This window comes from Halorussus limi (genome assembly GCF_023238205.1).
In the GTDB taxonomy this organism is placed as follows: Archaea; Halobacteriota; Halobacteria; order Halobacteriales; family Haladaptataceae; genus Halorussus; species Halorussus limi.
Genome location: NZ_CP096661.1, coordinates 233,042 through 258,956, shown reverse-complemented (window position 1 = coordinate 258,956; position 25,915 = coordinate 233,042). Strand labels below are relative to the sequence as shown.

At 65.9% G+C, this 25,915-nt stretch carries 23 protein-coding genes; 11 read left to right on the top strand and 12 right to left on the bottom strand.

Annotated elements, in window-relative coordinates; translation table 11 throughout:
* Positions 1–32 precede the first annotated feature (32 nt).
* From M0R89_RS21425 to M0R89_RS21400, 6 genes are all read right to left on the bottom strand, one after another.
* The gene (locus M0R89_RS21425; protein WP_248652791.1) at positions 33–803 is read right to left on the bottom strand and encodes an IclR family transcriptional regulator; all 771 of its coding nucleotides are present in this window, start codon (positions 801–803) and stop codon (positions 33–35) included.
* Positions 804–1,111: 308 nt separating this feature from the next.
* Entirely contained in the window at positions 1,112–1,714 is a 603-nt protein-coding gene (locus tag M0R89_RS21420) for a MaoC family dehydratase (RefSeq protein WP_248652790.1), read from the bottom strand.
* A gap of 50 nt (positions 1,715–1,764) precedes the next feature.
* The gene (locus M0R89_RS21415) at positions 1,765–2,967 is read right to left on the bottom strand and encodes an acyl-CoA dehydrogenase family protein (protein ID WP_248652789.1); all 1,203 of its coding nucleotides are present in this window, start codon (positions 2,965–2,967) and stop codon (positions 1,765–1,767) included.
* 39 nt (positions 2,968–3,006) lie between these two features.
* A complete protein-coding gene (locus M0R89_RS21410) occupies positions 3,007–5,127 on the bottom strand; it encodes an acetate--CoA ligase family protein (RefSeq protein ID WP_248652788.1) in 2,121 nt (706 codons plus the stop codon).
* On the bottom strand, positions 5,117–6,346 hold the full coding sequence (locus tag M0R89_RS21405) for a CaiB/BaiF CoA transferase family protein (RefSeq protein WP_248652787.1): 1,230 nt from the start codon (positions 6,344–6,346) through the stop codon (positions 5,117–5,119). Before M0R89_RS21405 ends, M0R89_RS21410 begins: the two co-directional genes overlap by 11 nt.
* A gap of 43 nt (positions 6,347–6,389) precedes the next feature.
* Complete coding sequence (locus tag M0R89_RS21400) at positions 6,390–7,172, bottom strand: enoyl-CoA hydratase/isomerase family protein (RefSeq protein ID WP_248652786.1); 783 nt, start codon at positions 7,170–7,172, stop codon at positions 6,390–6,392.
* A 170-nt stretch (positions 7,173–7,342) separates the two neighbouring features.
* Here M0R89_RS21400 and M0R89_RS21395 point away from each other — a divergent pair, with 170 nt between their 5' ends.
* Positions 7,343–8,053 (top strand): haloacid dehalogenase type II, encoded by a 711-nt coding sequence (locus tag M0R89_RS21395; protein WP_248652785.1) that lies wholly within the window; start codon positions 7,343–7,345, stop codon positions 8,051–8,053.
* A gap of 28 nt (positions 8,054–8,081) precedes the next feature.
* Here M0R89_RS21395 and M0R89_RS21390 read toward each other — a convergent pair whose 3' ends face one another.
* Positions 8,082–8,489, bottom strand: coding sequence for an acyl-CoA thioesterase (locus M0R89_RS21390; RefSeq protein ID WP_248652784.1), 408 nt, complete (start codon positions 8,487–8,489; stop codon positions 8,082–8,084).
* 265 nt (positions 8,490–8,754) lie between these two features.
* Here M0R89_RS21390 and M0R89_RS21385 point away from each other — a divergent pair, with 265 nt between their 5' ends.
* The 4 genes from M0R89_RS21385 (at position 8,755) to M0R89_RS21370 (ending at position 13,651) form a co-directional block, all read left to right on the top strand.
* Complete coding sequence (locus tag M0R89_RS21385; protein WP_248652783.1) at positions 8,755–9,933, top strand: CaiB/BaiF CoA transferase family protein; 1,179 nt, start codon at positions 8,755–8,757, stop codon at positions 9,931–9,933.
* A 105-nt stretch (positions 9,934–10,038) separates the two neighbouring features.
* Positions 10,039–11,178: a mandelate racemase/muconate lactonizing enzyme family protein gene (locus M0R89_RS21380; RefSeq protein WP_248652782.1), complete on the top strand. Its 1,140-nt coding sequence runs from the start codon at positions 10,039–10,041 to the stop codon at positions 11,176–11,178.
* Positions 11,179–11,488: 310 nt separating this feature from the next.
* Positions 11,489–12,550, top strand: coding sequence for an isocitrate/isopropylmalate dehydrogenase family protein (locus M0R89_RS21375; protein WP_248652781.1), 1,062 nt, complete (start codon positions 11,489–11,491; stop codon positions 12,548–12,550).
* Positions 12,551–13,651, top strand: coding sequence for an Ldh family oxidoreductase (locus M0R89_RS21370; protein WP_248652780.1), 1,101 nt, complete (start codon positions 12,551–12,553; stop codon positions 13,649–13,651).
* A 33-nt stretch (positions 13,652–13,684) separates the two neighbouring features.
* Here the strand turns inward: M0R89_RS21370 and M0R89_RS21365 are convergent, their stop codons facing one another.
* From M0R89_RS21365 to M0R89_RS21350, 4 genes are read right to left on the bottom strand one after another with little or no spacing between them, the layout of a single operon-like run.
* A complete protein-coding gene (locus M0R89_RS21365; protein WP_248652779.1) occupies positions 13,685–15,022 on the bottom strand; it encodes an MFS transporter in 1,338 nt (445 codons plus the stop codon).
* Between the two features lie 6 nt (positions 15,023–15,028).
* Positions 15,029–16,423 carry an MmgE/PrpD family protein gene (locus tag M0R89_RS21360; protein WP_248652778.1) on the bottom strand — a complete coding sequence of 465 codons (1,395 nt, stop codon included), beginning with the start codon at positions 16,421–16,423 and terminating at the stop codon, positions 15,029–15,031.
* Positions 16,424–16,466: 43 nt separating this feature from the next.
* Positions 16,467–17,000 (bottom strand): MFS transporter, encoded by a 534-nt coding sequence (locus tag M0R89_RS21355; protein WP_248652777.1) that lies wholly within the window; start codon positions 16,998–17,000, stop codon positions 16,467–16,469.
* Between the two features lie 13 nt (positions 17,001–17,013).
* Complete coding sequence (locus tag M0R89_RS21350; RefSeq protein ID WP_248652776.1) at positions 17,014–18,285, bottom strand: CaiB/BaiF CoA transferase family protein; 1,272 nt, start codon at positions 18,283–18,285, stop codon at positions 17,014–17,016.
* A gap of 118 nt (positions 18,286–18,403) precedes the next feature.
* Between M0R89_RS21350 and M0R89_RS21345 the strand changes: the two genes are divergently transcribed.
* The 4 genes from M0R89_RS21345 to M0R89_RS21330 all read left to right on the top strand — a co-directional run bounded on the left by M0R89_RS21345 (position 18,404) and on the right by M0R89_RS21330 (position 21,784).
* On the top strand, positions 18,404–18,670 hold the full coding sequence (locus M0R89_RS21345) for a hypothetical protein (protein ID WP_248652775.1): 267 nt from the start codon (positions 18,404–18,406) through the stop codon (positions 18,668–18,670).
* A gap of 73 nt (positions 18,671–18,743) precedes the next feature.
* Positions 18,744–19,928: an ABC transporter ATP-binding protein gene (locus M0R89_RS21340; protein WP_248652774.1), complete on the top strand. Its 1,185-nt coding sequence runs from the start codon at positions 18,744–18,746 to the stop codon at positions 19,926–19,928.
* Positions 19,929–19,931: 3 nt separating this feature from the next.
* Positions 19,932–20,876: a carbohydrate ABC transporter permease gene (locus M0R89_RS21335; RefSeq protein ID WP_248652773.1), complete on the top strand. Its 945-nt coding sequence runs from the start codon at positions 19,932–19,934 to the stop codon at positions 20,874–20,876.
* Entirely contained in the window at positions 20,876–21,784 is a 909-nt protein-coding gene (locus M0R89_RS21330) for a carbohydrate ABC transporter permease (RefSeq protein ID WP_248652772.1), read from the top strand. The genes M0R89_RS21335 and M0R89_RS21330 overlap by 1 nt, the downstream gene beginning before the upstream one ends.
* Positions 21,785–22,282: 498 nt before the next feature.
* Here the strand turns inward: M0R89_RS21330 and M0R89_RS21325 are convergent, their stop codons facing one another.
* The gene (locus tag M0R89_RS21325; protein WP_248652771.1) at positions 22,283–22,606 is read right to left on the bottom strand and encodes a hypothetical protein; all 324 of its coding nucleotides are present in this window, start codon (positions 22,604–22,606) and stop codon (positions 22,283–22,285) included.
* A gap of 158 nt (positions 22,607–22,764) precedes the next feature.
* On the opposite strand from M0R89_RS21325, the gene M0R89_RS21320 reads away from it, so the two are divergent.
* Positions 22,765–24,207 (top strand): ABC transporter substrate-binding protein, encoded by a 1,443-nt coding sequence (locus tag M0R89_RS21320; RefSeq protein ID WP_248652770.1) that lies wholly within the window; start codon positions 22,765–22,767, stop codon positions 24,205–24,207.
* 273 nt (positions 24,208–24,480) lie between these two features.
* Positions 24,481–25,908, top strand: coding sequence for an ABC transporter substrate-binding protein (locus M0R89_RS21315; protein WP_248652769.1), 1,428 nt, complete (start codon positions 24,481–24,483; stop codon positions 25,906–25,908).
* The last annotated feature ends 7 nt before the right edge of the window (positions 25,909–25,915 follow it).

Sequence of the window (25,915 nt, the reverse complement as noted above, 5' to 3'; positions counted from 1 at the left end):
CGGTGTAACGCTGAAATCGGGTCCGATACGGTTCACGAGTACTTCAGGTTCAGTTCGAGTTCGTTGGCAGTCCCGAGTAGGAGATTCGGAATCTCGCGGTCGAACCACTCGCCCTTCATCCGGTGTGTCGGTCCGGAGACACTGAGCGCACCGACCAGTTCGTCAGTACCGTCCATGACCGGAACGCCGACCGCACGCAGACCTTCCGTACTCTCCTCTTTGTTGACGGCGTACCCCTGCTCACGGATGAGATTCAGTTCCTCGAAGAGTTCGTCGCGGTCCGTAATCGTGTTCTCCGTGAGCGCCGGGAGTCCCCACTGATCGAGAATCTCCGTGACTCGACTCTCGGGCAGGTTCGCGAGTACGGACTTTCCGGCGGCGGTCGAGTGGAGATAGATGCGGTTCCCGAGGCCCGAATCGGTCCAGACAGCCTGTTCGCCCGTCTCCCGGTGGAGGTAGACGCCTCGGCCGTACTCCTCGATGATGAACTGGCAGCGCTCTTCGGTCTCTTCGGCCAGTTGCTTCACCTTCGGTTTTATCAGCTCGAAGGCTTCCCTCCGTTCCTTCACGGCCTCGCCCAACTTCAGGAACTTGGACCCCACCAGATACTCGTCGCCCTCCTTGACCACGTATCCCATCTCGTACAACGTCGTGAGGTGACTGTGGACCGTGCTGTTCGCCAGTCCGAGGTGGTCGGCGAGCTCTGTCACTCGCGCACCGTCCAACTCTTCGAGCCCTTCGATGATAGTGAACGCCGTTTCGGTCGTCTTGACCGTTCGACCGTCCCCGCCATGGTTTCTCATACCTATGTCTGCCTTTTGGCCAGAACTACTTATAATTCGGCCCTCACGAACTCCGGTTTGGACCAGAATACCGCTCTCAGTTAAGTAGTGTCTAATTGGATAGCGCTAAACCCCGGCCAACAGCGATTAGAACCCCGATAGAGATTCGAGGTAGTAGATTCGCTGACTGCGAAACAACATTCTCACCGTTTAACTCGGTTCCATCTCGAAACGGCGGTAAAACCCGTTCTCAAGGTCAAAAAGCTGAGACCGGCGCTTGTTCGTCTCGGTAGCGATGGCATTCGATTCGGCGACGCCGAATGCGCCGCTCAGTCGAGGTCTTCGGGTTGCGTTCCGACCCCTTCTATCCACCCCGGCGGCTTTGCGGCACTCGGTTGCGCGTGTTCGCGTTTCAGGACCATGGGTGTCCGTTCGAGCGACAGGACGAGGTCGTCGTCCTGATTGTACGCCCGCAGTTCGGTAGTGACGATTCCAACGTGGTCCCGCGAATCGCTCTCGCGTTTGTCGAGCACTTCGCTCTCGGCGAATATCGTGTCACCGTGGAACACCGGTGCGTGGTGTCGGATGTCGTCGTAGCCGAGGTTCGCCGTGGCGTTCTGCGAGACGTCGATGACGCTCATCCCGACGGCCAAGGCGATGACGAACGTCCCGTCCACGAGGCGCTCGCCAAACTCCGTCTCGGCGGCGTACGCCTCGTTGAAGTGCATCGGGTTGAGGTTCATGCTGACGTTCGTGAACCAGACGTTGTCGGTTTCGGTCACGGTCCGCCCGTAGGGGTGTTTGTAGATGTCGCCGACCTGGAAGTCCTCGTAGAAGCGCCCCTGCCAACCGGAGACGAGTCGTCGGGCGTCTTCGTCGGTCCCTTCGGGCGCGTCTCGGTCGTCGCTCTCGGAGTCGTCGGTGTCTACCATCGTTTCACGATAGAACTCGCCGAGACGATACTAAAACTTTCGCGCGGTAGTCAGTACGAGCGAGGTAGTCCGAGTACGTTCTCGCCGATGTAGTTCAGCGCGAGTTGCTGCGTTATCGGGACCAGTCGGGTCAACCGCGCCTCGCGGAAGTAGCGCTCGACGTCGTACTCCGTCGCCACGCCGAACCCGCCGTGGGTCTGCACCGCGGCGTCCGCTGCCTCGAAACACGCCTCCGCGGCGAGGTACTTCGACATGTTGGCGCGCGCGCCGATCTCCTCGCTCGACCCGCCGGTCGCGTCGGCAGCGTCGTAGGTCATCTGCTTGGCGGCCTGGACGCGGGCGTGAGCGTCCGCGAGCGGATGCTGGATAGATTGGTTCTTCCCGACGGGTCGGCCGAACACCTCGCGCTCGTTGGCGTACTCGACGCCACGCTCGACGGCTAACTCGCCGAGTCCGACGCACTCGGCGGCGATGACGAGGCGTTCCTCGTTCAGACCGTCCAGCACCTGATAGAACCCCTCGCCTTCCTCCCCTATCAGGTTCTCCTCGGGTACGCGGAGGTCCTCGAACCAGAGTTCGTAGGAGTGGACGAACTCGCTGACCGACTTCGATATCTCCTCCATCTCCAGCGCGCCCTGCGCCAGCGCGTCGTCGAGGTCGATAAGGAACATCGAGATACCGCGAGTGGACTTCTCGACGTCGGACTTGGGAGTCGTGCGGACGACGAGGACGAGGTAGTCGCTCTGGTCCACCCGCGAGGTCCATATCTTCTGTCCGTTCACGACGTACTCGTCGCCGTCCTTCTCCGCCCGGGTCTCGATGGACGTGGAGTCGGACCCCGCGTTGGGTTCGGTCAGTCCGAACGCCTGTATCGAGGCCTCCCCGTCGGCTACTTTCGGCAGCAGTTCCGACTTCAACTCCTCGCTGCCGTACTCGACGAGCGGGACGGTGTTGTAGATGCCCCCGTGGACCGCCTGCGCGGCGCTGAACCCGCCGCCGTTGGCCGCTATCTCCTCCATCATCACCACGACCTCGCTCGTCTCCATGCCCGCACCGCCGTACTCCTCCGGGATGAGCGCACCCATCCACCCGTTGTCTATCAGCTCGTCCACGAACTCGCGGGGGTAGGCTCCCTCTCGTGCCCGGTCGCGCCAGTACGCGCGGTCGAAGTTGTCGCATATCTCTCTGATGCTTCGACGCACCAGGCGCTGCTGCTCGGACAACGGGAGGGTGTCCCTGAAGCGATGAGCCATCGACCGAACATGAGGCGGCCCGGAGTATAATTCCGAGGGTTACCGAGTCCGGACCAGCGCGTCCACCACCTCGACCCCCGACTCGCGAACCAGCACGGGGTTGAGGTCGAGTTCGTCGAGCGACCCGCACTCCGCAGCGAGGTCGCCGACCCGAGAGAGGAGTTCAGCCAGCGCGGTCGCGTCGGCGTCAGATTGGACTAAGAGCGCATCGAGGCGAGTCTCGGCGATAGCGTCCGCCGCCTCCGCCGCCGTGAACGGCGGAACCAGCAACGCCCGCTCGTCGAACTGCTCGACGAGCGTCCCGCCCGGTCCCACCGCGACGAGCGGCCCGAACTCGGGGTCGGTGGAGACCCCCGTCAGCGCCTCCACGCCGTCTTCGACCTGCGGTTGGATCAGGACGCCCTCTATCTCGGCGTCGGGGACCGCCTCGCGGACGCTCGACAGTATCTCCTCGTACGCATCCCGGGCGTCGGCCGCGGTGCGCACGTCGGTCCGCACGCCGCCGACTGTGGACCGGTGGGGGACGTCGGCCGAATCGACCTTGAGGACGACCGGGAAACCGAGGTCCGACGCGACCGTCGCCGCCTCGTCCGGCCCCTCGGCGAGTCGCGTCTCGACGGTCTCGACGTCGAACGCCGAGAGGAGGTCGGCGGATTCGCCCCACGTCAGAGTCCGGTCGGTCGGCACATCGAGTTCGCGTTGGTCGCTCTCGGGCCTCTGGTAACTCCGGGCCGGTCGGTCCGCGAGTCGGTCCCGGTTCGCCCCGAACTCGACCAGCGAGGCGAGCGCGTCCATGCACCGGCCGGGGTCGTAGAACAGCGGCACTTGCTCGCGAACTCGCTCGTAGGGCTGTAGGTCGCCGAGTTCGTCGGGGTCCTTGCGGCCGGTCCAGAGGAAGAGGACGGGGTCGTCCGCGGCGTCGGCGACCGCGAGCAGGTCGTCGGCGATGTCATCGGCGCGTTCGTCCACCGCCGAGAGGCCGACCGCGAACACGTAGGCGTCGTACGCGTCGTCCGCGAACAGGGCGTCGGCGATTTCGGGGAGGTGGTCCGCGCCGTAGCCTCTGATGTCCACGGGGTTGTGGAGTTCGCCGAAGGTCAACAGCCCCTCCATGTCGAGCAGTCGGCGCTCGGTCTCCCCCTCCAAGGGCGGGACGTCGAGGCCGCGTTCGCTCGCCATGTCCGCGAGCAGACTCGCCAGCCCCCCGCTCGTGGAGGCGACGCACACCCGGTTCGACGACGGCGGGTCGAACGCCGCGTGAGCGCTCGCGCGTCCCAGAAGGTCGGGGATGTCCGGCACCTGTTGGACCCCGACCCGGTCGCAGACGGCGTCCCAGGCCTCGTCGGTACCGACCAGCGACCCCGTGTGAGACATGGCCGCGCTCTCGGCCGCGGCGGACCCGCCTATCTTGACTGCGAGGACCGGCGTACCCCCGCGGACGGCGGCCTCGGCCGCCCCCATGAACCGTCGGGGCCGGTCGAGTCCCTCGACGTACGCGCAGATGACGTCCACCGCCGGGTCGGCGGCCATGTACTCGACGTAGTCTGTGAGCGTCAGATCGGCCTCGTTACCGGTCGAGACGATGTGGGAGAACGCGAGGTCTTCGTCGGCGGCGCGCTCGAAGAAGGTCGTGAACGCCAGCGCCCCCGAGTGGCTGACCAGTCCGACGTTGCCCGGTTCCGGCTTCCGCGAGCAGGTGCTGGTCAGTACCGTCCCCTCGCGGGCGTTCGCTAGTCCGATGCAATTGGGACCGCACACCCGAATATCGTGTTCGGCGGCCGCCTCGGCCAGTTCGGCCTGAAGTCGAGCGCCCTCGTCGTCGGCCTCGGCGAACCCCGCGGTGATGACGAGCGCGGCGGGCACGCCCATCTCGCCCGCCGCGGTCACCACGTCCACCACGTACTCTCGCGGGACGCTGACGACCGCCAAGTCCACGACCTCGGGCACGTCCGCGATGGTGTCGTAGCAGGTCCGGTCCCACGCCTCGTCGCGACTCGGATTGACCGGGTACACCGTCCCGTCGTAGCCGTAGTCGAGGAGGTTGTCCATCAACTGCGAGGAGTACCACGAGTCGGGACTGGCCCCGACGACGGCCACCGACTCGGGCGCGAACAGCGGGTCGAGGTCGGGGCGCTCGGGGTTCTCTCGGTCACTCGCCACCGCCAGCACCCCCGAACGCCCCGTCCGCGCGCCACTCGTCCAGCGTGGTCTGGTCGTCGGCGACGTCCGCGAACACCTCGTCGGTGTGTTCGCCCAGCCGAGGTGCGGGACTCCGAATCTCGGTCTCGAAGTCGGGGAAGTTGACCGGGTGGCCGGGCAGGACGACCTCGCCGCCGTCGGGGTCGTCGTGTTCTCGGACGAGTCCTCGCGCCTCCGCCTGCGGGTGGTCCACCACGTCGCCCACGTCGTTGAGCGGGCCGTTCGGGAACCCGTGTTCGGTCAACGTCGAGAGCCAGTGGTCGGTCGAGCGCTTGGCGAACTCCTCCTGAATTATCGCGGTGACCTCCTCCGCGTTCGCGGCGCGCTCGTCGTTGGTCGGGTACTGCCTGAGTTCCTCCCGGCCGACGACGTCCACGAAGTCGTCCCACCGCTCGTCGCTCGGGACGCCGGTCACGACGTGCCCGTCGGCCGTCTCGAACAGCTGGTACGGCACGAGCGACTGATGGGAAGTCCCCTGGGGACCGGGAACCTCGCCGGTCATCGAGTTGAAGGTCAGGTACTCGTTCATGACGCTGACGATGGCGTCGAACAGGCCGACGTCGAACTTCCCGACGAACTCGCCGTCGCCGTCTCCCTCGGTTCCGGCCCGCCGGTCGCGCTCGTGAAGTCGGGCCAACACGGCGATGGCGGCGAACATCCCCGCGCTCAGGTCGCCGATGGCCTGTCCGACCTTCACGGGGTCGCCGTCTTCGGGACCCGTCACGCTCATGATACCGCCCTCCGCCTGCAGGATGAGGTCGAGGCCCTTCTTCTCCTTGGACGGCCCCGTCTCGCCGTACCCCTTGATGGACGCGTAGATTATCTCCTCGTTCACTTCCCGGACGTCCTCGTAGCCGATGCCGAGTTTGTCGGTGACGCCGTAGCCGAAGTTCTCGACGAAGACGTCCGCGTCGGCGAGTAGGTCGAGGGCCGCCTCCCGTCCCGCGTCGGCCTTCAGGTCGAGCGTGACCGACTTCTTGTTCCGATTGTTCGCCATGAAGTAGCCCGACTTGCCCGCCGGACCCGCCCCTTGGTCACGGGCCGGGTCGCCGATACCCGGCCGTTCGATTTTCACGACCTCCGCTCCGAGGTCCGCCAGCAGCGCCCCGCAGAAGGGGCCAGCGCGGTGGGCAGTCATCTCTACGACGGTCAGGTCCGACAGCGGTCCCTGCTTCGACATGACATAGCAACGCGACCCCGAGGACAAAAAGATTTGCCGGGCGCTACTCCTCGTTGAACTCGTCCACGAGGTCCCGGCGCTCGTCGGTGGCGAACTGCTCCCACCAGAGGTCGGCCTCGTACTCCCTCGCGGCGTCGATGTCGGGCGCGTCGGCGGCCTGGTTGATGGCCTTCTTCGAATTCTTGACAGCGCCCCGGCCGGTGCTCTGAATCGCGTCCACGATTCCGGCGACCTTCTCGTTGAGGTCCTCGGACGGGACCACGTGATTGACCAGCCCGATGCGGTGAGCCTCCTCGTCGTCGATGAACCCGGCCGTGAGAACGAGCTCCTTCGCCTTGGCCTCGCCGACGAGTTGGACCGCGCGGTAGTTCGACCCGCCGGTCGGAATCTGGCCGATGTTACAGGTAGGGACGCCGAACTGCGACCCCTCGGCGGCGACCCGCATGTCGCAGTACATCGCGAGAATCAGGCCACCGCCCGCGCAGTAGCCGTCTATCTTGGCGATGACGGGGGCGTGGAGGTCGAGCGGTGCGCGGTAGATGTCGTAGAACAGCTCTTGGCGGTCCTTCTGACGGGGGTCGTGTTCCTCGGCGGGCCCGGCGTACTGCTCGATGTCCGCGCCCGCGGAGAAAGCGTCCTCGCCCTCCCCGGTGATGACCACGACGTCGATGTCCCGGTCGAGTTGGAGTTCGGCGAACGCCCGCTGGAGGTCGAGCATCACCTCGGTGTTGAGGGCGTTGTACTTCTCGGGTCGGTGGAATTCGATGGTGGCGACGCCGTCTGCGACGTCCACCGTGATGCTATCGTAAGCGCTGTAGAAGCCCATACATCGAACGAATACAGAATCTGCCGAGAAAGAACTTTGGGTGTGATTCACTCTCGCCGTCTCCGGTCCCGAGGTCCGGAACTCTCCGGTCTCGGGGCTCGAAGCTCTCGCTGTCCCTGCTCCATCGCCGTCCGCAGAAACCTTATCGTGAAGTCCGCCCACTTGTGGGTATGGCACCAATCGCCACGGAGACGCTCCGCGAGGAGACGGAGGTCCTCGCGTTCGACCTCTGGGACACGCTTCTCGACCGCGAATCGACGCTCGTCCCCGCGCTCGGGGACCTCCTCGACGCCCACGGGAGCGACTACGACCCCGAGATTCTGCTCCGGCGGTATCTGGCGATGCACTTTCGCGACTCGATGATAGACTCGCTGATTCCCGGTCCGCACACGCCCTTCAAGGAGATAAGTCGGCGCGCGCTCGCCTACCGCCTCGACCAACTCGGTCTCGACGTGCCGGACGAGGCGGTGCGCGACGTCATCAGGCAGTGGAAGCAACTCGAACCGTACCCCGACGTGGACGCCGCCCTCGCCGACCTCGCTGAGGAGTACACGCTCGTCGGACTCTCGAACGGCGACCCCGACATGCTCGCCGCGGTCCGTCCGAACTTCGAGACGGACCTCGACGGCGTCGTCTCGGTCGCGGAAGCGGGCGCGTACAAACCGCACCGCGCCTCCTACGACCTGTGTTGCGACCGATTCGACGTCGCCCCGCACGAAGTGACGTTCGTGACCGCCCACACCTTCGATTTGGTCGGTGCGAAGGCGGTGGGAATGCGCGGGGCGTTTCTCAACCGCCACGAGAACCCCTTCGGCGGGTGGCCCCAGCGACCGGAGCTGGTAGTCGAGGACACCGAGCGGTTGGCAGAGGCGTTGCTGTGAGGAACGGTCACAACGTCACGTACTCCTCTCAACCGTCAGATTGCGCATATCGCGTAATCCGGTCGCGCCACTCCTGAGGAATCGAGCGCGACTCGCCGGTCTCGCGGTCGAACACGACCTGTACCGTCTCGGCCGTCGCGGCGACGCCGTCCCCGGTTCGAATCTCGTACTCCATGGGGATGCTCGACTCGCCCAGGTCGCCGACACCGAGCGCGACCGCGACCGTCTCGTCGGCCGTGACGGGGCGCCGGTACGCTATCGAGAGGTTCACCAGCACCGTGTCGGCTTCCGGGAGGGGTATGTCGACGACGTCGGCGTAGTAGTCGGCGCGCGCCTGCTCCAGGTACGTGGCGTAGACGGCGTTGTTGACGTGGCCCATCGCGTCGAGGTCCCGGAATCGAACGTCGAGTTCGGTCGCGTACTCGTAGTCCGTCATGATTCAGTTACGCGTCCGCCGCGGATTTATATCCTCGCCGGGCAGCGGGTATCTCGACCACCGACGGCGGAGAAGTCTGAACCGACGATGGTGGAGGTAATCGAACTGCGACGGTGAACCGTCGACGCGCTTCCCGAACGACCGGTCCTTATATCTACATCCGGAGGTACCGTAGTCGTATGAACCAACATCCACGAGTCGGCGGGCGGTTACGAGCCGTCGCGGAGTCGTCGTCGGTCGGGAGACGGAGGAGGCGGAGCCAGCGATGACCGGGACCGACTCCGCTCGCCCGCTGGACGGCGTTCGGGTCCTCGACTGCACCCAGATGCTCTCGGGACCGTTCGCGACCCAGTTGCTCGCGGACCTCGGGGCCGAAGTCGTCAAAGTCGAGCGCCCCGAGATCGGCGACATCACGAGGGCCGTGGGGCCGACGGTGGGCGACTCGGACGTTTCGAGCTACTTCGCGTCGCTCAACCGCGGCAAGCGCAGCGTCGAACTCGACCTCTCGACACCGGCGGGGGCGGCGGCCTTCGAGCGCCTCGCCGCCGACGCCGACGTGGTCGTCGAGAACTACCGCCCCGGGACGATGGCGGAGTGGGGGCTCGGCTACGACGACCTCCGGGAGGGCAACGACGACCTCGTCTACTGCTCGATATCGGGCTTCCTAGAGGGCCCCAACCGCGATCTCGCGGCGTTCGACATGGTCGTGCAGGCACTGAGCGGGAGCATGAGCGTGACGGGGCAGGCCGACGGCTCGCCGGCGCGTCCGGGGATTCCGATCGGCGACATCTGCGCGGGCATGTACGCCGCGCTCTCGGTCGTCACCGCGCTCTCGGTGCGCGACCAACACGGCGGTCAGCACGTCGAGGTTCCGATGTTCGAGGGACTCGTCTCGTGGCTGACCGAGCGCGCCGGTCGGACGCTGGCCACCGGCGACCCCTACCCGCGGATGGGGACCGCCCACCCGTCGCTCGCGCCGTACCGCGCGTTCGAGACGGCCGACGGGTGGTTCGCCGTCGCCGTGGGGAGCGAGGGGACGTGGGCGTCGTTCTGCGACGCCATCGACCGGCCGGACCTCGCAGACGACCCCCGGTTCGAGACCAACGCCGACCGGGTCGAACACCGCGAGGAACTGACCGCGGAACTCGAACCGCTGTTCGCCGGGCAGTCGGCCGAGGCGTGGTTCGACCTGTTCTGCGAGCACGGCGTCCCCGGCGCGCCGGTCCGGGACACCGTCGAGGTGTTCGAGGACCCCCAACTCCGCGAGAGCGACGTGACCACCGACCTCTCGCTCGGTGGTACCGACATGCCGCTAGTCCAGTTCCCCGCTCGATTCTCCGGTCTCAGCACCGGGACAAACCGAGTGCCGCCGCGACTCGGCGAACACACCCGTGAGGTCCTCGACGACGACGCGCTCGACGCGGTCGAACGCGACGGGGGGTGACGGTCCGCGGCGCGCCCCTGTCGGCGCGAGCGAGGACGGTCCGCGTGGGTGTGGGGTTTGCTACCTTGGGAAAGTTTCAGTACGGTGGCCTCCGACGTGGGGAGCATGGAAGTCGCAAGCGTCGAAGCGATTCCGCTACGCAGAGACCTCGGTGAACGGTTCGCCAACGCCCAGAAGTGGATAGACAGCCGCGAGTACTGCCTCGTCCGAGTCGAGGCCGACGACGGCACGGTCGGGTGGGGCGAGTGCTGGGGACCGACCGCGGGCAACCGCGAACTCGTCGAGGAGTACGTCTCGCCGTGGCTCCGGGGTCGAGACCCCCGAAACGTCGAGCAGATTCACGACGACCTCGTCTACAAACTCCGGTCGTCGTACCACTCCTACGTCCCCGCCAGCGTAGTCAGCGGCGTGGACATCGCGCTGTGGGATCTCTACGGAAAGGCGGTCGGCCAACCCGTCTCCGCGCTCGTGGGCGGTCGGCGACGAGACCAGGTGCGGGCGTACGCGACCGGCCACTTCTGGGGCGACGTCGAGGACTTCGAGACCCTCCGGGCCGACGTCGTCGAGGAGGCGGAGGGCCACGTCGCGGCGGGGTTCGACGCGCTCAAAAACAAGATCGGCCTCTCGCGCATCTTCGGATGGGGGCCGGAGAAGGACGTCGAACTCGTCCGGGCCATCCGCGAGGCGGTCGGCGACGACGTGCGCCTGATGACCGACGCCAACCACGCCTACGACGTGGCCGACGCCCGGCGCGTCGCCGAGGGACTGGCGGAACTCGACGTCCACTTCTTCGAGGAACCCGTCCCCCCGCGCAACATCGAGAACTACGCCGCGATAAACGAGGAGGTGGAGGTCCCGCTCGCGGGCGGCGAGTGCTGGGCCTTCCAGCACGAGTTCGACCGAGTCCTCGACGCCGGTGCCGTGGGGTACGTCCAACCCGACGTCACCAGCGCGGGCGGCATCACCTCGACGCGGCGCGTGGCGACGATGGCCGACGCGGCGAACGTCCAGTGTCATCCCCACGTGTTCGGCAGCGCCGTCGCGCTCGCGGCCAGCCTACAGATGTTGGCGACGATTCCCGGCGACCCGATGCTGGAGTTCGACCGCACGCCGAACCCCATCCGCGAGGACCTCGCGGTCGAACCCATCACGAACGAGGGGAACTCGGTGCCGATTCCGGACTCGCCCGGCCTCGGAATCGAAATCGATCGGGACGTGCTGGCGGAGTTCCGGGCCGACGCGTAGCGGCTATCGGCGTCCGCGGTCCGAGGTCCGTTCGGCGTCCGGCCGTTCCACACGTTCCCTGCCGGCCGTCCCATGGCCGGAGTCGCCGCGCGTCGGTGCCGTTGACAAACATATAAATTTCTCCGAACAACAATTTTGGTTCTTAAGCAACTATCTACCTTTCTCTTCTTCGCACGGTATAAGTCAATTTTCTCACACCCAGAAACCCAAAGCCATCGTTCTTACACGCCCGCCCACCGACCGATGGGCCGGTCGTCCGCGGCCCCGCACCGACCGAGGTTTTTTACGATATTTCTCCGATTGGTGGAGTATGGCATACGAGATAGCCACCATTCCCGGTGACGGTATCGGTCCGGAAGTCGTCGACGCGGCACTCCCGCTGTTCGAGGACGCCGCCGACGCGGCGGGATTCTCCTTCGAGACGGACCGCTTCGACTGGGGAAGCGAACGCTACGTCGAAGAGGGAGCGATGATGCCGGACGACGGCCTCGACCGACTGGAGTCGTACGACTCGATTCTACTCGGGGCAGTCGGCCACCCCGAGGTGCCGGACCACGTCACGCTCCACGGACTACTACTGCCCATCCGGAAAGGATTCGACCAGGGCATCTGCAAGCGCCCCTCGGTGCTGTTCGACGGCATCGAGAGTCCGCTCCGGGGCTACGAGGGCGGCGACATCGATTTCGTGGTGTACCGCGAGAACACCGAGGGCGAGTACGCGGACGTCGGCGGCCGCGAACACCTCGGGTTCGACAACGACGTGGCGGTCCAGAGCGGCGTGTTCACCCGCGACGCGACCGAGCGCATCGTCCGGGCCGCGTTCGACGCCGCGGCCGAGCGTGAGGGGAAGGTGACCAGCATCACGAAGTCGAACGCGCAGGCCCACAGCATGGTGTTCTGGGACGACATCGTCGAGGAAATCGGCGAGGAGTACCCTGATATCGAGGTCGAGCGTCTGCTGGTCGACGCCGCGAGCATGGACTTCATCCGCCGACCCGAGGAGTTCGACGTAGTGGTGGCCTCGAACCTCTTCGGCGACATCCTGACCGACATCGGGGCCATCGTCACCGGGAGCATGGGACTCGCGCCCTCCGCGAACGTCAACCCGGACGGCGAGTACCCCTCGATGTTCGAACCGGTCCACGGGAGCGCCCCCGACATCGTCGGGAAGGGCGTCGCCAACCCGCTCGCGACCGTTCTCTCGGGGTCGATGCTCTTCGAACACCTCGGCGAGCAGGCCGCGGCCGACGCCCTCTGGGACGCGGTCACCGACCAAGTGGCCGACCCCGACGCGCCGCGGACCCCCGACCTCGGCGGGGAGGCCGCGACCGAGGACGTGGTCGCCGACCTCCGAGACAGACTGTCGGTGTAGATGGTCCGAGTCAAGCATCGCGTCCTCGAACGATTCGCCCGCGATATCGTCGCCGAACTCGGGGCACCAGAGCCGACCGCGGAGCGGGTCGCCGAATCGCTGGTGGCGGCAGACCTCCGCGGGCACACTTCCCACGGCGTACTCAGACTCCCGCTGTACGCGGAGATGGTCGAGGCCGACCGACTCGACCCGACGGCGGCTCCGGCAGTCGAGCGCGAGGACGAGACGACCGCGACCGTGGACGGCCGGGACGCCTTCGGGCAGGTCGTCGGTCCCGAGGCGACGGCGCTCGCGACCGCGAAGTCGCTCGACAGCGGCGTCGCCGCCGTCGGGGTCCGGGACGCCACCCACTTGGGCCGAATCGGCGAGTGGGCCGAGCGCGCCGCCGAGGCGGGGACGGCGTTCGCCGCCTTCGTCAACGTTCAGGGCGGGTCCCAGACCGTCGCGCCGCCCGGGAGCGCCGACCGTAAACTCGCGACCAACCCCGTCGCCTTCGGCGTGCCGACGTTCGGCGCGCTCGACTTCCCGCTCGTCCTCGACATTGCTACCAGTCAGGTCGCCCACGGCAAGATACGCGAACTGGCCCACGCCGACGAACCGCTCCCCGACGACTGGACGGTCACGGCGTCGGGCGCCCCCGAGACCGACGCGCGGGCGTTCGAGGACGGTGAGGGGGCGCTGCTCCCACTCGGCGGCAGGTCGGCGGGGTACAAGGGGTTCGGACTCGCCGTCGTCGCCGAACTGTTCGCCGGTATCGCGGGCGACGCGGCGGTGGCCGGTCAGCGGAGCCACGAGTGGGCCGACAACGCGGCGCTGTTCGTCGCCTTCGACCCGACGCGGTTCACGAGCGAAGCGGGCGTCCGCGACCGAGTGACGGCGCTGGCCGACCACCTCCGGTCGGCCGACTACTCGCCGTCGGTTCCGACGGGCGCTGCCGGCGAGGGAGACGACGCCCTCCTGCCCGGGGAGGCCGAGTATCGGACCGCGGTCGAGCGCCGCGAGGCGGGGATTCCGCTCCCGGACAGAGTCGCCGACTCGCTTCGCGAACTCGCCGTCTCGCGGGGCCTCGGGGACCGCGTCCCCGACGCGTTCGCAAAGTGACGCGGACGCGACGCGCGTCGGCGGACGCGCAGTTCAGTCGGTCGTCCGGTCGTTCTCGCCGTCCGCGTCGCTTCCGGGTTCCGCGGCGCTGGACAGGCCGCCGCCGGTCCCGTCGCGGCCCGTATCGAAACTGTGGGTGTGTTCGTCCGGGGTGGCGGGGAGGAACAGGTAGAGAACCGACGCGACCGCCGTGACCCCCGCGAGGGCGAGGAACGCCTCGTCGAACCATCCCCACTCGGCCAGGACGCCGACGAACAGCGACCCCGACGCGCCGACCGCGAGGTAGAACGTCCGAAACAGGCCGTAGCCCGCGCCCTGAATCTCCTCGGGGAGCAGCGCCGCGACGAAGCCGTTGCCGACCGGGCCGATACCGAGTCGCGTCCCGAGCAGCGCGGATAGGACCGCGAGCGCCGCCGTCCCGCCGACGAAGGGGAGCGCGGCGAGCGTGAACACGCCGAACCCGGCGACCGCCGCCAGCACGGTGCGCTCGCCGTACCGGTCGGCAGCGTTTCCGGCGACCCACTGGGAGGCGGCCCCGCTCGCGTAGAACAGGCCGTACAGCGCCGACGCGGTCCCCTGATTCAGTCCCTTGACGTCGATGAGGTACGTCGGCAGGAACGCAGTGATACCCTGATAGGCGAACAGTATCAGCGTCATCGCCACCCACGCCAGCGCCACGTCGCGGTCGGTCACGCCGCGGAGCAGTCGCACGGCGGTCCGCCGGGTGAACCGCTCGGCCGCGCGGGCCTGCCCGCTCGGGCGCGGCGGGACGTAGAGCCAGAGGCCGACCGCGACCAGCGCGAGCGGAATCACGACGAACCCGAAGCCGAGACGCCAGTGGACCCACACCGCCAGCGCCCCCGCGACCAGCGGAAGCGCCGCCGCCCCGAGGTTGCCGACCGCGAAGGTGACCCCGAGCGCGGTCCCGTCGCGGTCGGGGTAGATGCGCGACAGCACCGTGACCCGCGGCGGCGCGTACAGGCCCGACCCGAGACCGAACAGCACGCTGCCGAGGACGAACACCGCGAACGAGGGGGCGAACGTCAGCGCGGCGGCCCCGGCGGCGGTGACCACCGCGCTCGCGGCCAGCGTCGTCCGCTCGCCGATTCGGTCCACCATCATGCCCGCTGGGAACTGGGTCACCGCGTAGGCGGCCCACATGACCGACACGAGCAGACCCGCGGTCGCGTTGTCGATGCCGAACGCGGTCTTGACCTGCGGGAGGAGCGCCGGGAGGACGACGCGGGTACCCAGTACCAGCAACCAACCGACCGCAACGACCGTTAGGATGCGCCCGCGGCCGTCTCCGCGGAGTGTGTCGACGCCGCTCCAGAATCTCGTGACGGCTCGGCCGACGACGTCGCGCACCATCGTGGGTTACGGGGCCGCGACCGCGGCCCGACGGACGGCGTCGGTCAGGTCGGCGACGCTGCGGTCCTCGAACTCGCGCACGACGCCGACGAGTTCCCGTCGCGCGTCCTCACCGACGCCCGACGACCGCGCCAGCGACTCGAACTTCTCGGTCACGCCGTCCCACCCGAGCGGTTTCTCGGGTTCGCCGAGGGCGGTCTCCACGAACCGCTCGTGGGTCCCGCCGTCGGTTTCGACGACGACCCGCGCGGCCCATTGGTCGGGGAACAGCGACTGGACCGTCTCGGTGGACACCACGTCGGTCGCGTCCATCAGTCCGCGGAGGTCCGGGTCGTCGAGTCGGGTCTGGGCGTCGAGGAACGCCTCCAATCCCGCCTCGCCGGTCGATAGCGCGAGCGCCGACGCGAAGGGCATGCTGAACTGGCAGTCCACGAAGTTCGACGGTCGGCGCTTGCGCTCGATGGGGTCGCCGGTCAGTCGCACGCCCGGTTCGGGGAGGTCCACGACTACCGAATTCACCGCGCTCGGAGGGATCTGCTCTCCGATTTCGGTGAGAGCGTCGATAGCCGCGTGCATGTATCGACAGCACGGGTACGGCTTCAGCGCCGTCTCCATCACGGCGTACTCGTCGCCGAGTCGGTCGAACGCGTCGGGATTCGGGTCGCCGGTGTATCCGTTGAGGAAGCCGTACTCGCCCTCGATGGCCTCGTCCGCGCCGCGGAACCCGGCCGCGGCGAGCGAGGCGGCGGTGACGCCTCGTCTGGCGGCGAGTCCGGGGTGGAGGCGCTTGTTCCACGCGCCGTTCGAGAGGAACTGGAGCGACCCGGCGGCCTGACTCCCGCCGACGCCGAAGGCCGACTCGAACTCGTCCGCCGAGAGACCGGCCACCACGCCAGCGGCGGCGATAGCGCCGAACGTCCCGCAGGTCGCCGTGCCGTGGAACCCGCGGTCGTAGTGGGCGTCGGGGTTGACCGCCCGGCCGAGGACGCAGGCCACGTCGAACCCGGCCGAGACGCCTGCGAGAACTCGTTCGGTGGTCGCCCCCTCGCGCTCGGCGACCGCGAGCGCGGCCGGAATCACCGGCGCGCCCGGGTGGAGCGACGACTCGCGGTGGGTGTCGTCGAAGTCGAGGCTGTGGGCGAGCGCGCCGTTGACCGCGGCGGCCCGGTCGGGCGCCCGTCGCTCGCCCGTCCCGATGGCAGTCGCCTCGCCGCCTTCGCCGCCGCCGAGTCCGGCGAGAATCGAGGACGTGGACTCGGCGTGTTCGCGCGCGCCGAGCGTGACCCCGAGGTAGTCGAGCAAGTGTCGCTTGAGTTTCTCTCGGACGTCTGCGGGGAGGCCCGCGAAACTCGTCTCGGCGCAGTGCGCCGCTACCCTGGCGGTCGCGTCAGTCGATGGCATACCGAATCCGATGCGATTGGGAGGAATAAACGTGGGGGTCGCGTTACCTTTCGCCTCGGATGACGCTCGACGGCGTGTCGAAGGTGAAGTGGTACTTGCCCAGACCGACACCGGCGAGCGCGATGGCGCTGAACGGGAGCGCGACGAACGTCAGCGCCCCCGCGATGGCCGACAGCATCACCCACATCCACCGAATTCGCCTGCGACCCCAGCGGACGCCGAGCGCCTGGAACAGCGTCACGCCGGTGAACTGCACGGCGAGCAGCACGACTTTGTACGGTTCGAAGCCGTAGAACCGTCCCTGCGAGACGGAGTACCACAGGAACACCGTCCCGACGAACGTGATGAGCGTCGCGGTGAACAGCGACCCCGCACCGAGCGTGACGACCCACTCTGGAACCCGAGCGAGGAGCCGGTTGTCCTCCTCCGCGACGTGTTGGTCGGAGGGGTCCTCGACTGCCTCCTGGTCGGTCGCGGTTTGGTCGGTGTCTGCCTCTTGGGCGGTTCCGTCTGTCGCGGCCTCCTCGGCGGCGGTCCCGTCCCTGAATCGCTCCGGCGTGGTGTTCTCGTCGGTCATGTCGTGGACCCTCTCATTCGCCCGGAATCGCTCCGACGCTCCTGAGCGTCTCGATGTCCTCGTCGGTGTACCCCAACTCTCGAAGGAGCGGTTCGGTGTCCTCGCCCAGCAGCGGCGGTGCCTCCTCGAACCCGGACTCCGCGTTCTCGAAGTTCAGCGGGTGTTCGACAACCGGAATCTCCCCGGCCGCGGGGTGGTCCGCCGTCGAGAGGACGTTCCGGGCCTCCACCTGCTCGTTGTGGAGCGCCTCGTCCACGTTGTAGACCGGTCCCACGGGGAGTCCCCGCTCGTCCGCGAGCAGTTCGACCCACTCGTCGGTCGGCCGCTGTCGGAAGGTCTCGGAGAGTTCGACCTCCAGTTCGTCCATGTTCTCGACCCTGTCGGCGTTGGACGCGAACCGAGAGTCCTCGAGCAGGTCGGGCCGGTCGATGGCCTCGCACAGTTCGGTCCAGAGCTTCTGGTTCGCCGACGCGACGCTGAGGTGGCCGTCGGCCGTGGGGTACACCTGATACGGCGCGAGTACAGGGTCCTTAGTCCCCATGCGCTCGGGTTTCTCGCCCGCGAACGTCTTCCCGGCCTGCTTGGTCAACCACGGGAGCGCGGCGTCCAGCATCCCGAGTTCGACGCGCTCGCCCTCTCCGGTCGATTCCCGGCGGTACAGCGCTCCCATGATTCCGAACGCGGCCCACATCCCGGTGATGAGGTCGGTCTGGGGGAGTCCGACCTTCACCGGGTCGCCGCCCTCGGGTCCCGTCACGTCCATGATGCCGCTCATCCCCTGTACGAGCAGGTCGTACCCGGGCCGGTCGCTCCACGGCCCGGAGTCGCCGAACGCGGAGATGGAGCAGTAGACGAGTCGGTCGTTGCGTGCGCGCAAGTCTTCGTAGCCGACGCCGAGTCGCTCGGCGGTGCCCGGTCGGTAGTTCTCGATGAACACGTCGGCCTCCGTGACCAAGTCGTAGAGCACCTCCAACCCCTCGTCGGTCTTCAGATTCAGTTCGACGCTCTTCTTGTCGTAATTGACCGTCCAGAAGTAGGGCGATTCACCGCGCTCCGCGGCCGTCTTCCCCGGTCCGTCGTACCCGTCCACGTCCACGAAGGGCGGTCCGGAGTGGCGGTTGTCGTCACCGGCCTCCGGGCGTTCGATCTTGATTACTTCCGCCCCCTGATTCGCGAGCATCAGCGAGGCGAACCCGCCGGTGACGAACGTCGAGAGGTCGAGGACGCGCACGCCGTCGAGTATCCCCGACTCTCCGCTCGTCGTGTCATCGGTTGACTTTGACATGGATGACGAAAGACCGACCGCTCAGATAAGATTTTGCATCGAATGGGCCGGTTATATAAGAAGGATGATGATTTACCATGCAAGAGTTTATATAACTATATGCTATGAGTTAGCTTGTATGGGGCAAACTAACCAGGCCCACGACCGCGACGGTGGTTCCGAGTGGATCACGGAACACTCGCTGGCGGCGGCGCTCATCGTGTACGCCGTACTGAGCATCCCTGTGTACATCTGGCTGGAAGGGCCAGTCGGAATTGCCGGAACGGTTGATGCCTCGCTGGTCGTTGCGGGGCTCGTCCTCGGAAGTATCCTGTTCGTGCCTATCATCAAATCGGTGCTCGTCAACACGTTCGGCGCGAGCAGAGTTCACACCGGCGTAAAATAGGATTTCAAAACGATGTACGGACTACGCAAACCGAACCGCACTACGACGATTACCGAAAACGAACTGTTCAACCATGGCTGACGCAAAACTCGAAAACGTCCGAAAGACGTTCAACGACGGGCAGGTCGTCGCCGTCGACGACATCGACTTGCACATAGAGGAGGGGGAGTTCCTCGTCCTGGTCGGCCCCTCCGGGTGCGGCAAATCGACGACGCTTCGCTGCATCGCCGGCCTGGAGGTACCGGACTCGGGAACCATCACGTTCGGCGGCCACGACGTGACCGAACTGCCGCCGAAGGACCGCGCCATTTCGATGGTGTTCCAGAACTACGCGCTCTACCCGTCGATGACGGTGTACGAGAACATGGCCTTCGGACTGAAGATGCGGGGCGCGGACAAGGAGAAGATCGACGAACAGGTCCGCTGGGCCGCCGACATCATGGAGATCAGCGACCTACTCGACCGGTACCCGAACCAGCTGTCCGGCGGACAGCAACAGCGGGTCGCGCTGGGGCGGGCCATCGTCCGGGACCCCGCGCTGTTCCTGCTCGACGAACCGCTCAGTAACCTCGACGCGAAACTCCGCGCGGTGATGCGGACCGAGATACAGGAACTCCAGCAGGAACTCGACGTCGCGTCGGTGTTCGTCACCCACGACCAGGAGGAGGCGATGAGCATGGGCGACCGCATCGCGGTGATGAACGCCGGTCGCATCGAGCAGATCGCACCGCCCGAGGAGATTTACCACGACCCCAACAGCCTGTTCGTGGCCGACTTCATCGGAAGCCCGTCCATCAACTTCTTCGAGATGACGTTCGACGGGTCGTCGATCACCGGCGACGAGTTCGGCGTGGACCTGCCGGAAGCCGTTGCCGAAGAACTCCGTGACGGTCTCCCCGGCGAGGACGTCGTCGTCGGTATTCGGCCCGGAAACATCAACGTCACCGACGCCGGGACGGGTCTCGTCGACATCGAGGTCGAGGTCGTGGAACCGATGGGTGACACGAAGATACTCTACTTCGACCTGGACGGCCAACGGGTGAACGCAGTCGTGCAGTCCACCGAGCGAGTCCAAGAGGGCGACACGATTGGACTCGAAATCGAGTGGCCGAACGTCCACTTCTTCCGCCCGGACGGTCCCAAGGTCGTCAAGTGGATGCACGCCACCGAAGGAACCGTGCCCGGCGTCCCCGGCCAACCCGACGACGAGGTCCGGGCGGACGGGTCGCCGTCGGGCGCACGCGAGGAGGGGAACTGAGCGATGTCGACGGTCTCCGAAGATATCGCGCAACGTGACCGCTCGTTCAGGGACCGGGTCCTCGAGGAGTACGGGGGACTGCAGGGCATCCTGTTCCTGCTGCCGACCCTCGTGCTGCTCACTGGCATCGTCTTCTACCCGATGGTCGTCAACGGGTTCCTGTTGAGCTTCAAGCAGTTCACGCTCAACCCGGACGCGGTGGACCCCTGGGTCGGTCTGGAGAACTACGAGTACTGGCTGTTCGGTCAGGGACAGAGCCTGTTCCTGTTCAGCCTCAAGATGACGCTGCTGTACGAACTGGTCGTGGTTCCGTTCGACCTCGTGGTCGCGCTCGGGGCCGCGCTGGTCATGAACGAGAGCCTCCCGGCCCGCCCGTTCTGGCGCGGCCTGATGCTCGCGGGGTACGCTAGCCCCGCGATCGCCGCCGGACTGGTGTGGGGGACGATGGAGCAGGCGGCCACCTACGGCCTCGTCTACAACACGCTCAACATCTTCTTCGACATCCCGGCGTCCGGAGGCATCACCTCGAACACCCCCTGGGCGTTCTGGGGCGTCGTCATCGCCAAGGTGTGGCGCGACTTCGGGTTCATGTACGTCGTATTCTTGGCCGGCGTCCAGTCGATACCGAAGGAGTTGTACGAGATAGCGAAGGTGGACGGCGCCGGTCCGGTCCAGCGATTCCGGTACATCACGCTGCCCCACCTGCGGACCGTCATCGTCACCGTCGTGATGATTCGGACAGTCTTCACGGTCGGTAAGGTGGCCATCCCGTGGGCGGTCACGAAGGGTGGCCCCGTCAACTACACGACGTTCCTCGGGGTCGCCATCTTCAAGTCGGCGTTCCTCAACTGGAGCATGGGTCAGGCCGCGGCGCTGGGCATGGTGTTCGCGGTCGGAATCATCCCGCTCATCCTCATCTGGGTGCGCACCGAAACGGAGGACTACTAATGAGTACAGATACCGATAGACGATTCGAGTTCGAGACGGACCAATCAGGGTGGAGCTGGGAGACGCACTACAAGCCGGTGCTGAAGTACATCTCGCTGGCTGTCCTGATGGTGTGGATGCTGCTACCGGTGTACTACACCTTCGCGAACTCGCTGAAGACGCCGGAGATGATCTTCACTCAGCCGCTGGGCATCCCGTTCGTCACCTTCGACCCGGTGGCGTTCAGCGGCCGGAACGCGTGGCGGACGATGTGGGATGCGTTCCCGTTCGTCGAGTACACGCTGGCGACGTTCATCGTCAGCGTCGGCACCGCCGGCCTGGCGACGGTCGCCGCGGTGTTCGCCGCCTACTCGTTCGCGCGACTCGACTACCCGTTCAAGAACTCGCTGTTCGTGCTGAGCGTCGCCGGGTTCATGTTCCCCATCGTGCTGCTGGCGATCCCGATCTTCGTCCTGATGCAGCAGCTCGGACTGCTCAACACCTACGTCGGCATGATACTGGCGTTCACCGCGTTCACGCTGCCGTACAACATCTGGCTGTTGCGGGGGTTCTTCGAGGAACTCCCGGACAACTTGGAGGAGTCGGCCCGCGTGGACGGGTGTACCCAGATCGGCGCGTTCTTCAGGGTCATCCTCCCGCTGTCGCGCCCGGCGCTGGCCTCGGTGTTCCTGCTCGCGTTCCTGCTGGCGTGGCACAACTACCTGATGGCGTTCATCATCGGGCAGGACCCGCTCCACACCACGCTCGCCCCCGCGCTGCTCGAACTCAAGGGGACGTTCTTCGTCCGGAACTTCCACTACATCATGGCCGGGACGTTCCTCTCGATGATCGTCCCCATCACGATGTACATGTACCTGCAGAAGTACCTGGTCGAAGGCCTCTCGTCGGGCGGCGGCGTCAAGGGCTAACGCCACCCCGACTTCGGCGGCTTCGTTTCCGCTGTCCGTCTACGACTCAGTAGCCGACCGTCTCGTTCTCGTGGCGGCGAACGCGGAATCGGTCGAATCCCGTCGGACGCGTGCGTAGGCCAGTACGTTGTTGGCCGTGTCCGTTTTGTATCGACTGTCAGCCGTCCCAGAGTCGTACCGGGGGTCAGTCGTCCCCTGACTCACGTCGGCCGGACCATCTCGCGGCCCCTGTCCGCGCGGACTCACCGCCGAGCGGACTGCTTCCGTTCTCTGAACCCCCGAGTGACGCGCCCGTCTGCGGCTCGTCGAACGCGGCGGCCGCTTACCCCCACTGCCCCGGCTGGATGCAGAACGCGACTACGGGTGACTCTCGGTTCGCTCGTGGTGGTAGGGACCAATCGCCCGGCTACACCGGCAGTACTCCGGAACCGGCGTCGAGACTCGACGCGTCTAGCGGTCGTCGGTCCCCGATTCGAAGCCTCGAAAAATGAGCGACGTTCAGTCCTCGCCCACGTCCACGGTCCACTCCTGGGTCTGGTCCACCTTCTCGGTCTGCCACTCTTCGAGTTTGTTGCCCAGCACCGACAGCAGGTACCCCAGCGCGAGGACGATGATTGCGAGGATGAACAGGCCACTGTTGGCGTTCGGTTCGTCCGCAAGCGCGAACTGCTCGATGAGAATCTGGCCCGAGTGGCGCCAATCGAAGTACAGTCCGGCGAGGAACATGATCCCCGCGAGCGCGTACACGACGTTGGCGGCCAGCGTGAGGTAGTCCGCCTTGTCCCGAGTGCCGACACCTGACCGTACGGTCTGCCCTGACATAGGGTGACATACACGCAAACGGCCCATAAACGTTCCGCCGTCTAACGTCCGCCGGGTACAGGCCTCGAATCATAGGAAGATGTAGCGATAGCCGGGAAAAATACTGCAAAACTTTATGATAGATGCTACCGACCAACAGTGTGGTGGGGAGTTACCAAATGGCACAGAAGCAAGACGTTGCCGATAAGGCAACTGATAATAGCACAGTCGATAGACGAAGTTTCCTCAAAGCCGCCGGAGCGGGCGCGACGGCGACGGCCCTCCCGGGTTACGTGGGGTTCCAGGGCAACGTGACGCTGGAAGTCTGGCTCTCGTACTACACGGAAGGGGAGACCAAGAAGAAGTACACCGACGAACTCGTCAAGCAGTACCAGAACGAGACCGGCACGCAGATCAACATCACGGGCGTGCCGTACACGGACGTGGTGACGAAGTTCCGATCGGCGCGGGCCGCCGGTAACGTCCCGCACCTCGTGGAGGTGATGACGCGGCCGGGCATCCTCGCGGGCGGCGCGGGCATGGTCGTCAACGACCTCTGGCAGAGTTCCTCGCTCGCCGACAAGGCCTCCGACAAGGTCATGGCCGGTCACAGGGTCTGGGGGTCCCAGTCTACGGGTGAAGAGGGCAACCTCGTGACGTTCCCGCTCGGGTTCCGTCCGTACCTGTCTGCGTGGCGGACCGACTGGCTCGAACAGGCGGGCATCGACCCGAGTGAGGTCAATCACAAGGCCGGCAGTCTCCACTGGTACGACGACATGCCGGGCATCTACGACAAGCTGAAACAGACCAAACTGGGGCAGAAAAAGGGGGCGTTCCCAGACACGACCGGGATGAAGCAGAGCGACGAGGAGTACATGTCGCTGTACATCCCCCAGCACGGCGGGTCGAAGTCCGGCGTCGTCAACCTCAAGGGGGACAAGGCCACTATCGACACGCCGGAGGCCCGCAAGGCCATCAAGATGCAGTTCGACTACATCGACCAGGGGTACTTCCACGAGAACTCCATCAACCACGGCGACGAGGAGTCCACGACGCTCCACTGGTCGGGGCAGACCGCGGTCAATCACATCCAGGACTCGACGGACCTCTGGGGCGACTACCTCGAAGAGCAGCCCAAGGCCATGAAGAACGGCGCTTACACGTGGGGCCTGCCGATGAACGCCGGTACCAAGTCGGCGCTGGCGTGGCTGCCGGCGCTCGGGTTCATCGCGGACGGGTTCGACAACCAGCAGCAACAGGACGCCGCGGTCAAGTTCATCGAGTGGTGGGTCGGCGACAGCGACCGTGCGGTCAAGAACGCCAAGAACCTCGGGTTCGTCCCGGTCGCGCCCGACCAGATCAAGAAGGAAGACTTCTTCGCGCAGACGGAGATGCACAAGGAGTTCTGGCGGGGTGCGGCGCTGAAGACGCTTAACCAGTTCGAACCGTCGGTCATCCCGGCGGTGGCCGGCGCGAACGCCATCACCTACGACATCCCGCGCAGTATGCACCAGCGCATCTCGCAGATGCTCGGGCGGGGAACGGGACTGGATAAGGCCGTGAATCAGGCGACGTCGCAGGCCGCGAAGGAGATCAACCAGCGACTGCAGCAGAGTCAGTAGCGACTCTTCCGTTCTCGTTTTTCTTCAGTCCGACTCGGTAATTAGTCGATAGACCATCGTCCGTCGGGACGCTCCCGAGAGGCGTCCGTTACAGTGTGGAGCGTTACCATTTACCAATGAGCGATTAAACTCCGGTATAGGACGTGTATATCTGGGTAAGATTTAAGACCTTCACTATTAAAGAGGGTAGTGAGTTGTTAAACTGTGGCAAGGAAACAGTCGACAGACTCGAACTCGGGGCATAGTTCCGTCAATCGCCGTCGGTTCCTGAAAGTGGCGGGTGCTGGCGCAGCGGCGACCAGTCTCGCCGGTTGTAGTGGTGGCGGCGGCGGCGGTGAAGGTAACGCTACCACGACGACCGAGTCCAGCGGCGGACAGGACCAGGGTACGACCGTCGGAAGCACCGACAAACCGACGCTCGAAATCTGGCTCTCGTACTACACAGAGGGCGAAACCAAGAAGAAATACACCGATAAACTCGTCAAACAGTTCCAGAACAAGACCGGAATTCAGATCAACATCACGGGCGTGCCGTACACGGACGTGGTGACGAAATTCCGGTCGGCGCGCGCGGCGGGCAACGTCCCGCACATGGTGGAAGTGATGACGCGGCCGGGCATCCTCGCGGGCGGCGCGGGCATGGTCGTCAACGACCTCTGGCAGAGTTCCTCGCTCGCCGACAAGACCTCCGACAAGGTCATGGCCGGTCACAAGGTCTGGGGGTCCCAGTCCACCGGCAAGCAAGGGAACCTCGTGACGTTCCCGCTCGGGTTCCGCCCGTACTTCACGGCGTGGCGGACCGACTGGCTCGACTCGGCGGGTATCGATCCGAGCGAAGTCAATCACAAGGCCGGGAGCCTCCACTGGTACGACGACATCCCGGGCATCTACGACAAACTGAAGCAGAGCAAGATGGGCCAGAAGAAAGGCTTCTACCCCGACTCGACCGGGATGAAGCAGAGCGACGAGGAGTACATGTCGCTGTACATCCCCCAGCACGGCGGGTCGAAGTCCGGCGTCGTCAACCTCACGGGCGACAAGGCCGCCATCGACACGCCGGAGGCCCGCAAGGCCATCAAGATGCAGAAGGACTACGTCGATAAGGGCTACTTCCACCAGAACTCCATCAACACCGGCGACGAGGAGTCCACGACTCGCCACTGGGCGGGCAAGCAGGCGGTCAACCACCTGCAGGACTCGACGGACCTCTGGGGCGACTACCTCGAAGAACAGCCTAAGGCCATGAAGAACGGCGACTACACCTTCGGCCTGCCGATGAACGCCGGAACCAAGTCGGCGCTCGCGTGGCTCCCATCGCTCGGATTCATCGGCGACGGGTTCAACAACCAGCAGGAGAAGGACGCCGCGGTCAAGTTCATCGAGTGGTGGGTCGGCGACAGCGACCGCGCGGTCCAGAACGCCAAGAACCTCGGGTTCGTCCCGGTCGCGCCCGACCAGATCAAGAAGGAAGACTTCTTCGCGCAGACGGAGTTGCACAAGGAGTTCTGGCGGGGTGCGGCGCTGAAGACGCTCCAGAACTTCGAACCGGCGGTCATCCCGGCGGTGCCCGGCGCGAACGCCATCACCTACGAGGTTCCGCGCAAGATGCACCAGCGCATCATGCAGCAGGGCATGAGCGTCAAGAAGGCCACCTCGCAGGCCGCAAAGGAGATCAATCAGCTCCTCCAAGAGAACTCCTGAACCGCGT

Coding starts and splice junctions, on each gene's coding strand:
- M0R89_RS21425 (WP_248652791.1), bottom strand. CDS start 803: ATGAGAAACCATGGCGGGGACGGTCGAACGGTCAAGACGACCGAAACG.
- M0R89_RS21420 (WP_248652790.1), bottom strand. CDS start 1,714: ATGGTAGACACCGACGACTCCGAGAGCGACGACCGAGACGCGCCCGAA.
- M0R89_RS21415 (WP_248652789.1), bottom strand. CDS start 2,967: ATGGCTCATCGCTTCAGGGACACCCTCCCGTTGTCCGAGCAGCAGCGC.
- M0R89_RS21405 (WP_248652787.1), bottom strand. CDS start 6,346: ATGTCGAAGCAGGGACCGCTGTCGGACCTGACCGTCGTAGAGATGACT.
- M0R89_RS21400 (WP_248652786.1), bottom strand. CDS start 7,172: ATGGGCTTCTACAGCGCTTACGATAGCATCACGGTGGACGTCGCAGAC.
- M0R89_RS21395 (WP_248652785.1), top strand. CDS start 7,343: ATGGCACCAATCGCCACGGAGACGCTCCGCGAGGAGACGGAGGTCCTC.
- M0R89_RS21390 (WP_248652784.1), bottom strand. CDS start 8,489: ATGACGGACTACGAGTACGCGACCGAACTCGACGTTCGATTCCGGGAC.
- M0R89_RS21385 (WP_248652783.1), top strand. CDS start 8,755: ATGACCGGGACCGACTCCGCTCGCCCGCTGGACGGCGTTCGGGTCCTC.
- M0R89_RS21380 (WP_248652782.1), top strand. CDS start 10,039: ATGGAAGTCGCAAGCGTCGAAGCGATTCCGCTACGCAGAGACCTCGGT.
- M0R89_RS21375 (WP_248652781.1), top strand. CDS start 11,489: ATGGCATACGAGATAGCCACCATTCCCGGTGACGGTATCGGTCCGGAA.
- M0R89_RS21370 (WP_248652780.1), top strand. CDS start 12,551: ATGGTCCGAGTCAAGCATCGCGTCCTCGAACGATTCGCCCGCGATATC.
- M0R89_RS21365 (WP_248652779.1), bottom strand. CDS start 15,022: ATGGTGCGCGACGTCGTCGGCCGAGCCGTCACGAGATTCTGGAGCGGC.
- M0R89_RS21360 (WP_248652778.1), bottom strand. CDS start 16,423: ATGCCATCGACTGACGCGACCGCCAGGGTAGCGGCGCACTGCGCCGAG.
- M0R89_RS21355 (WP_248652777.1), bottom strand. CDS start 17,000: ATGACCGACGAGAACACCACGCCGGAGCGATTCAGGGACGGGACCGCC.
- M0R89_RS21350 (WP_248652776.1), bottom strand. CDS start 18,285: ATGTCAAAGTCAACCGATGACACGACGAGCGGAGAGTCGGGGATACTC.
- M0R89_RS21345 (WP_248652775.1), top strand. CDS start 18,404: ATGGGGCAAACTAACCAGGCCCACGACCGCGACGGTGGTTCCGAGTGG.
- M0R89_RS21340 (WP_248652774.1), top strand. CDS start 18,744: ATGGCTGACGCAAAACTCGAAAACGTCCGAAAGACGTTCAACGACGGG.
- M0R89_RS21335 (WP_248652773.1), top strand. CDS start 19,932: ATGTCGACGGTCTCCGAAGATATCGCGCAACGTGACCGCTCGTTCAGG.
- M0R89_RS21330 (WP_248652772.1), top strand. CDS start 20,876: ATGAGTACAGATACCGATAGACGATTCGAGTTCGAGACGGACCAATCA.
- M0R89_RS21325 (WP_248652771.1), bottom strand. CDS start 22,606: ATGTCAGGGCAGACCGTACGGTCAGGTGTCGGCACTCGGGACAAGGCG.
- M0R89_RS21320 (WP_248652770.1), top strand. CDS start 22,765: ATGGCACAGAAGCAAGACGTTGCCGATAAGGCAACTGATAATAGCACA.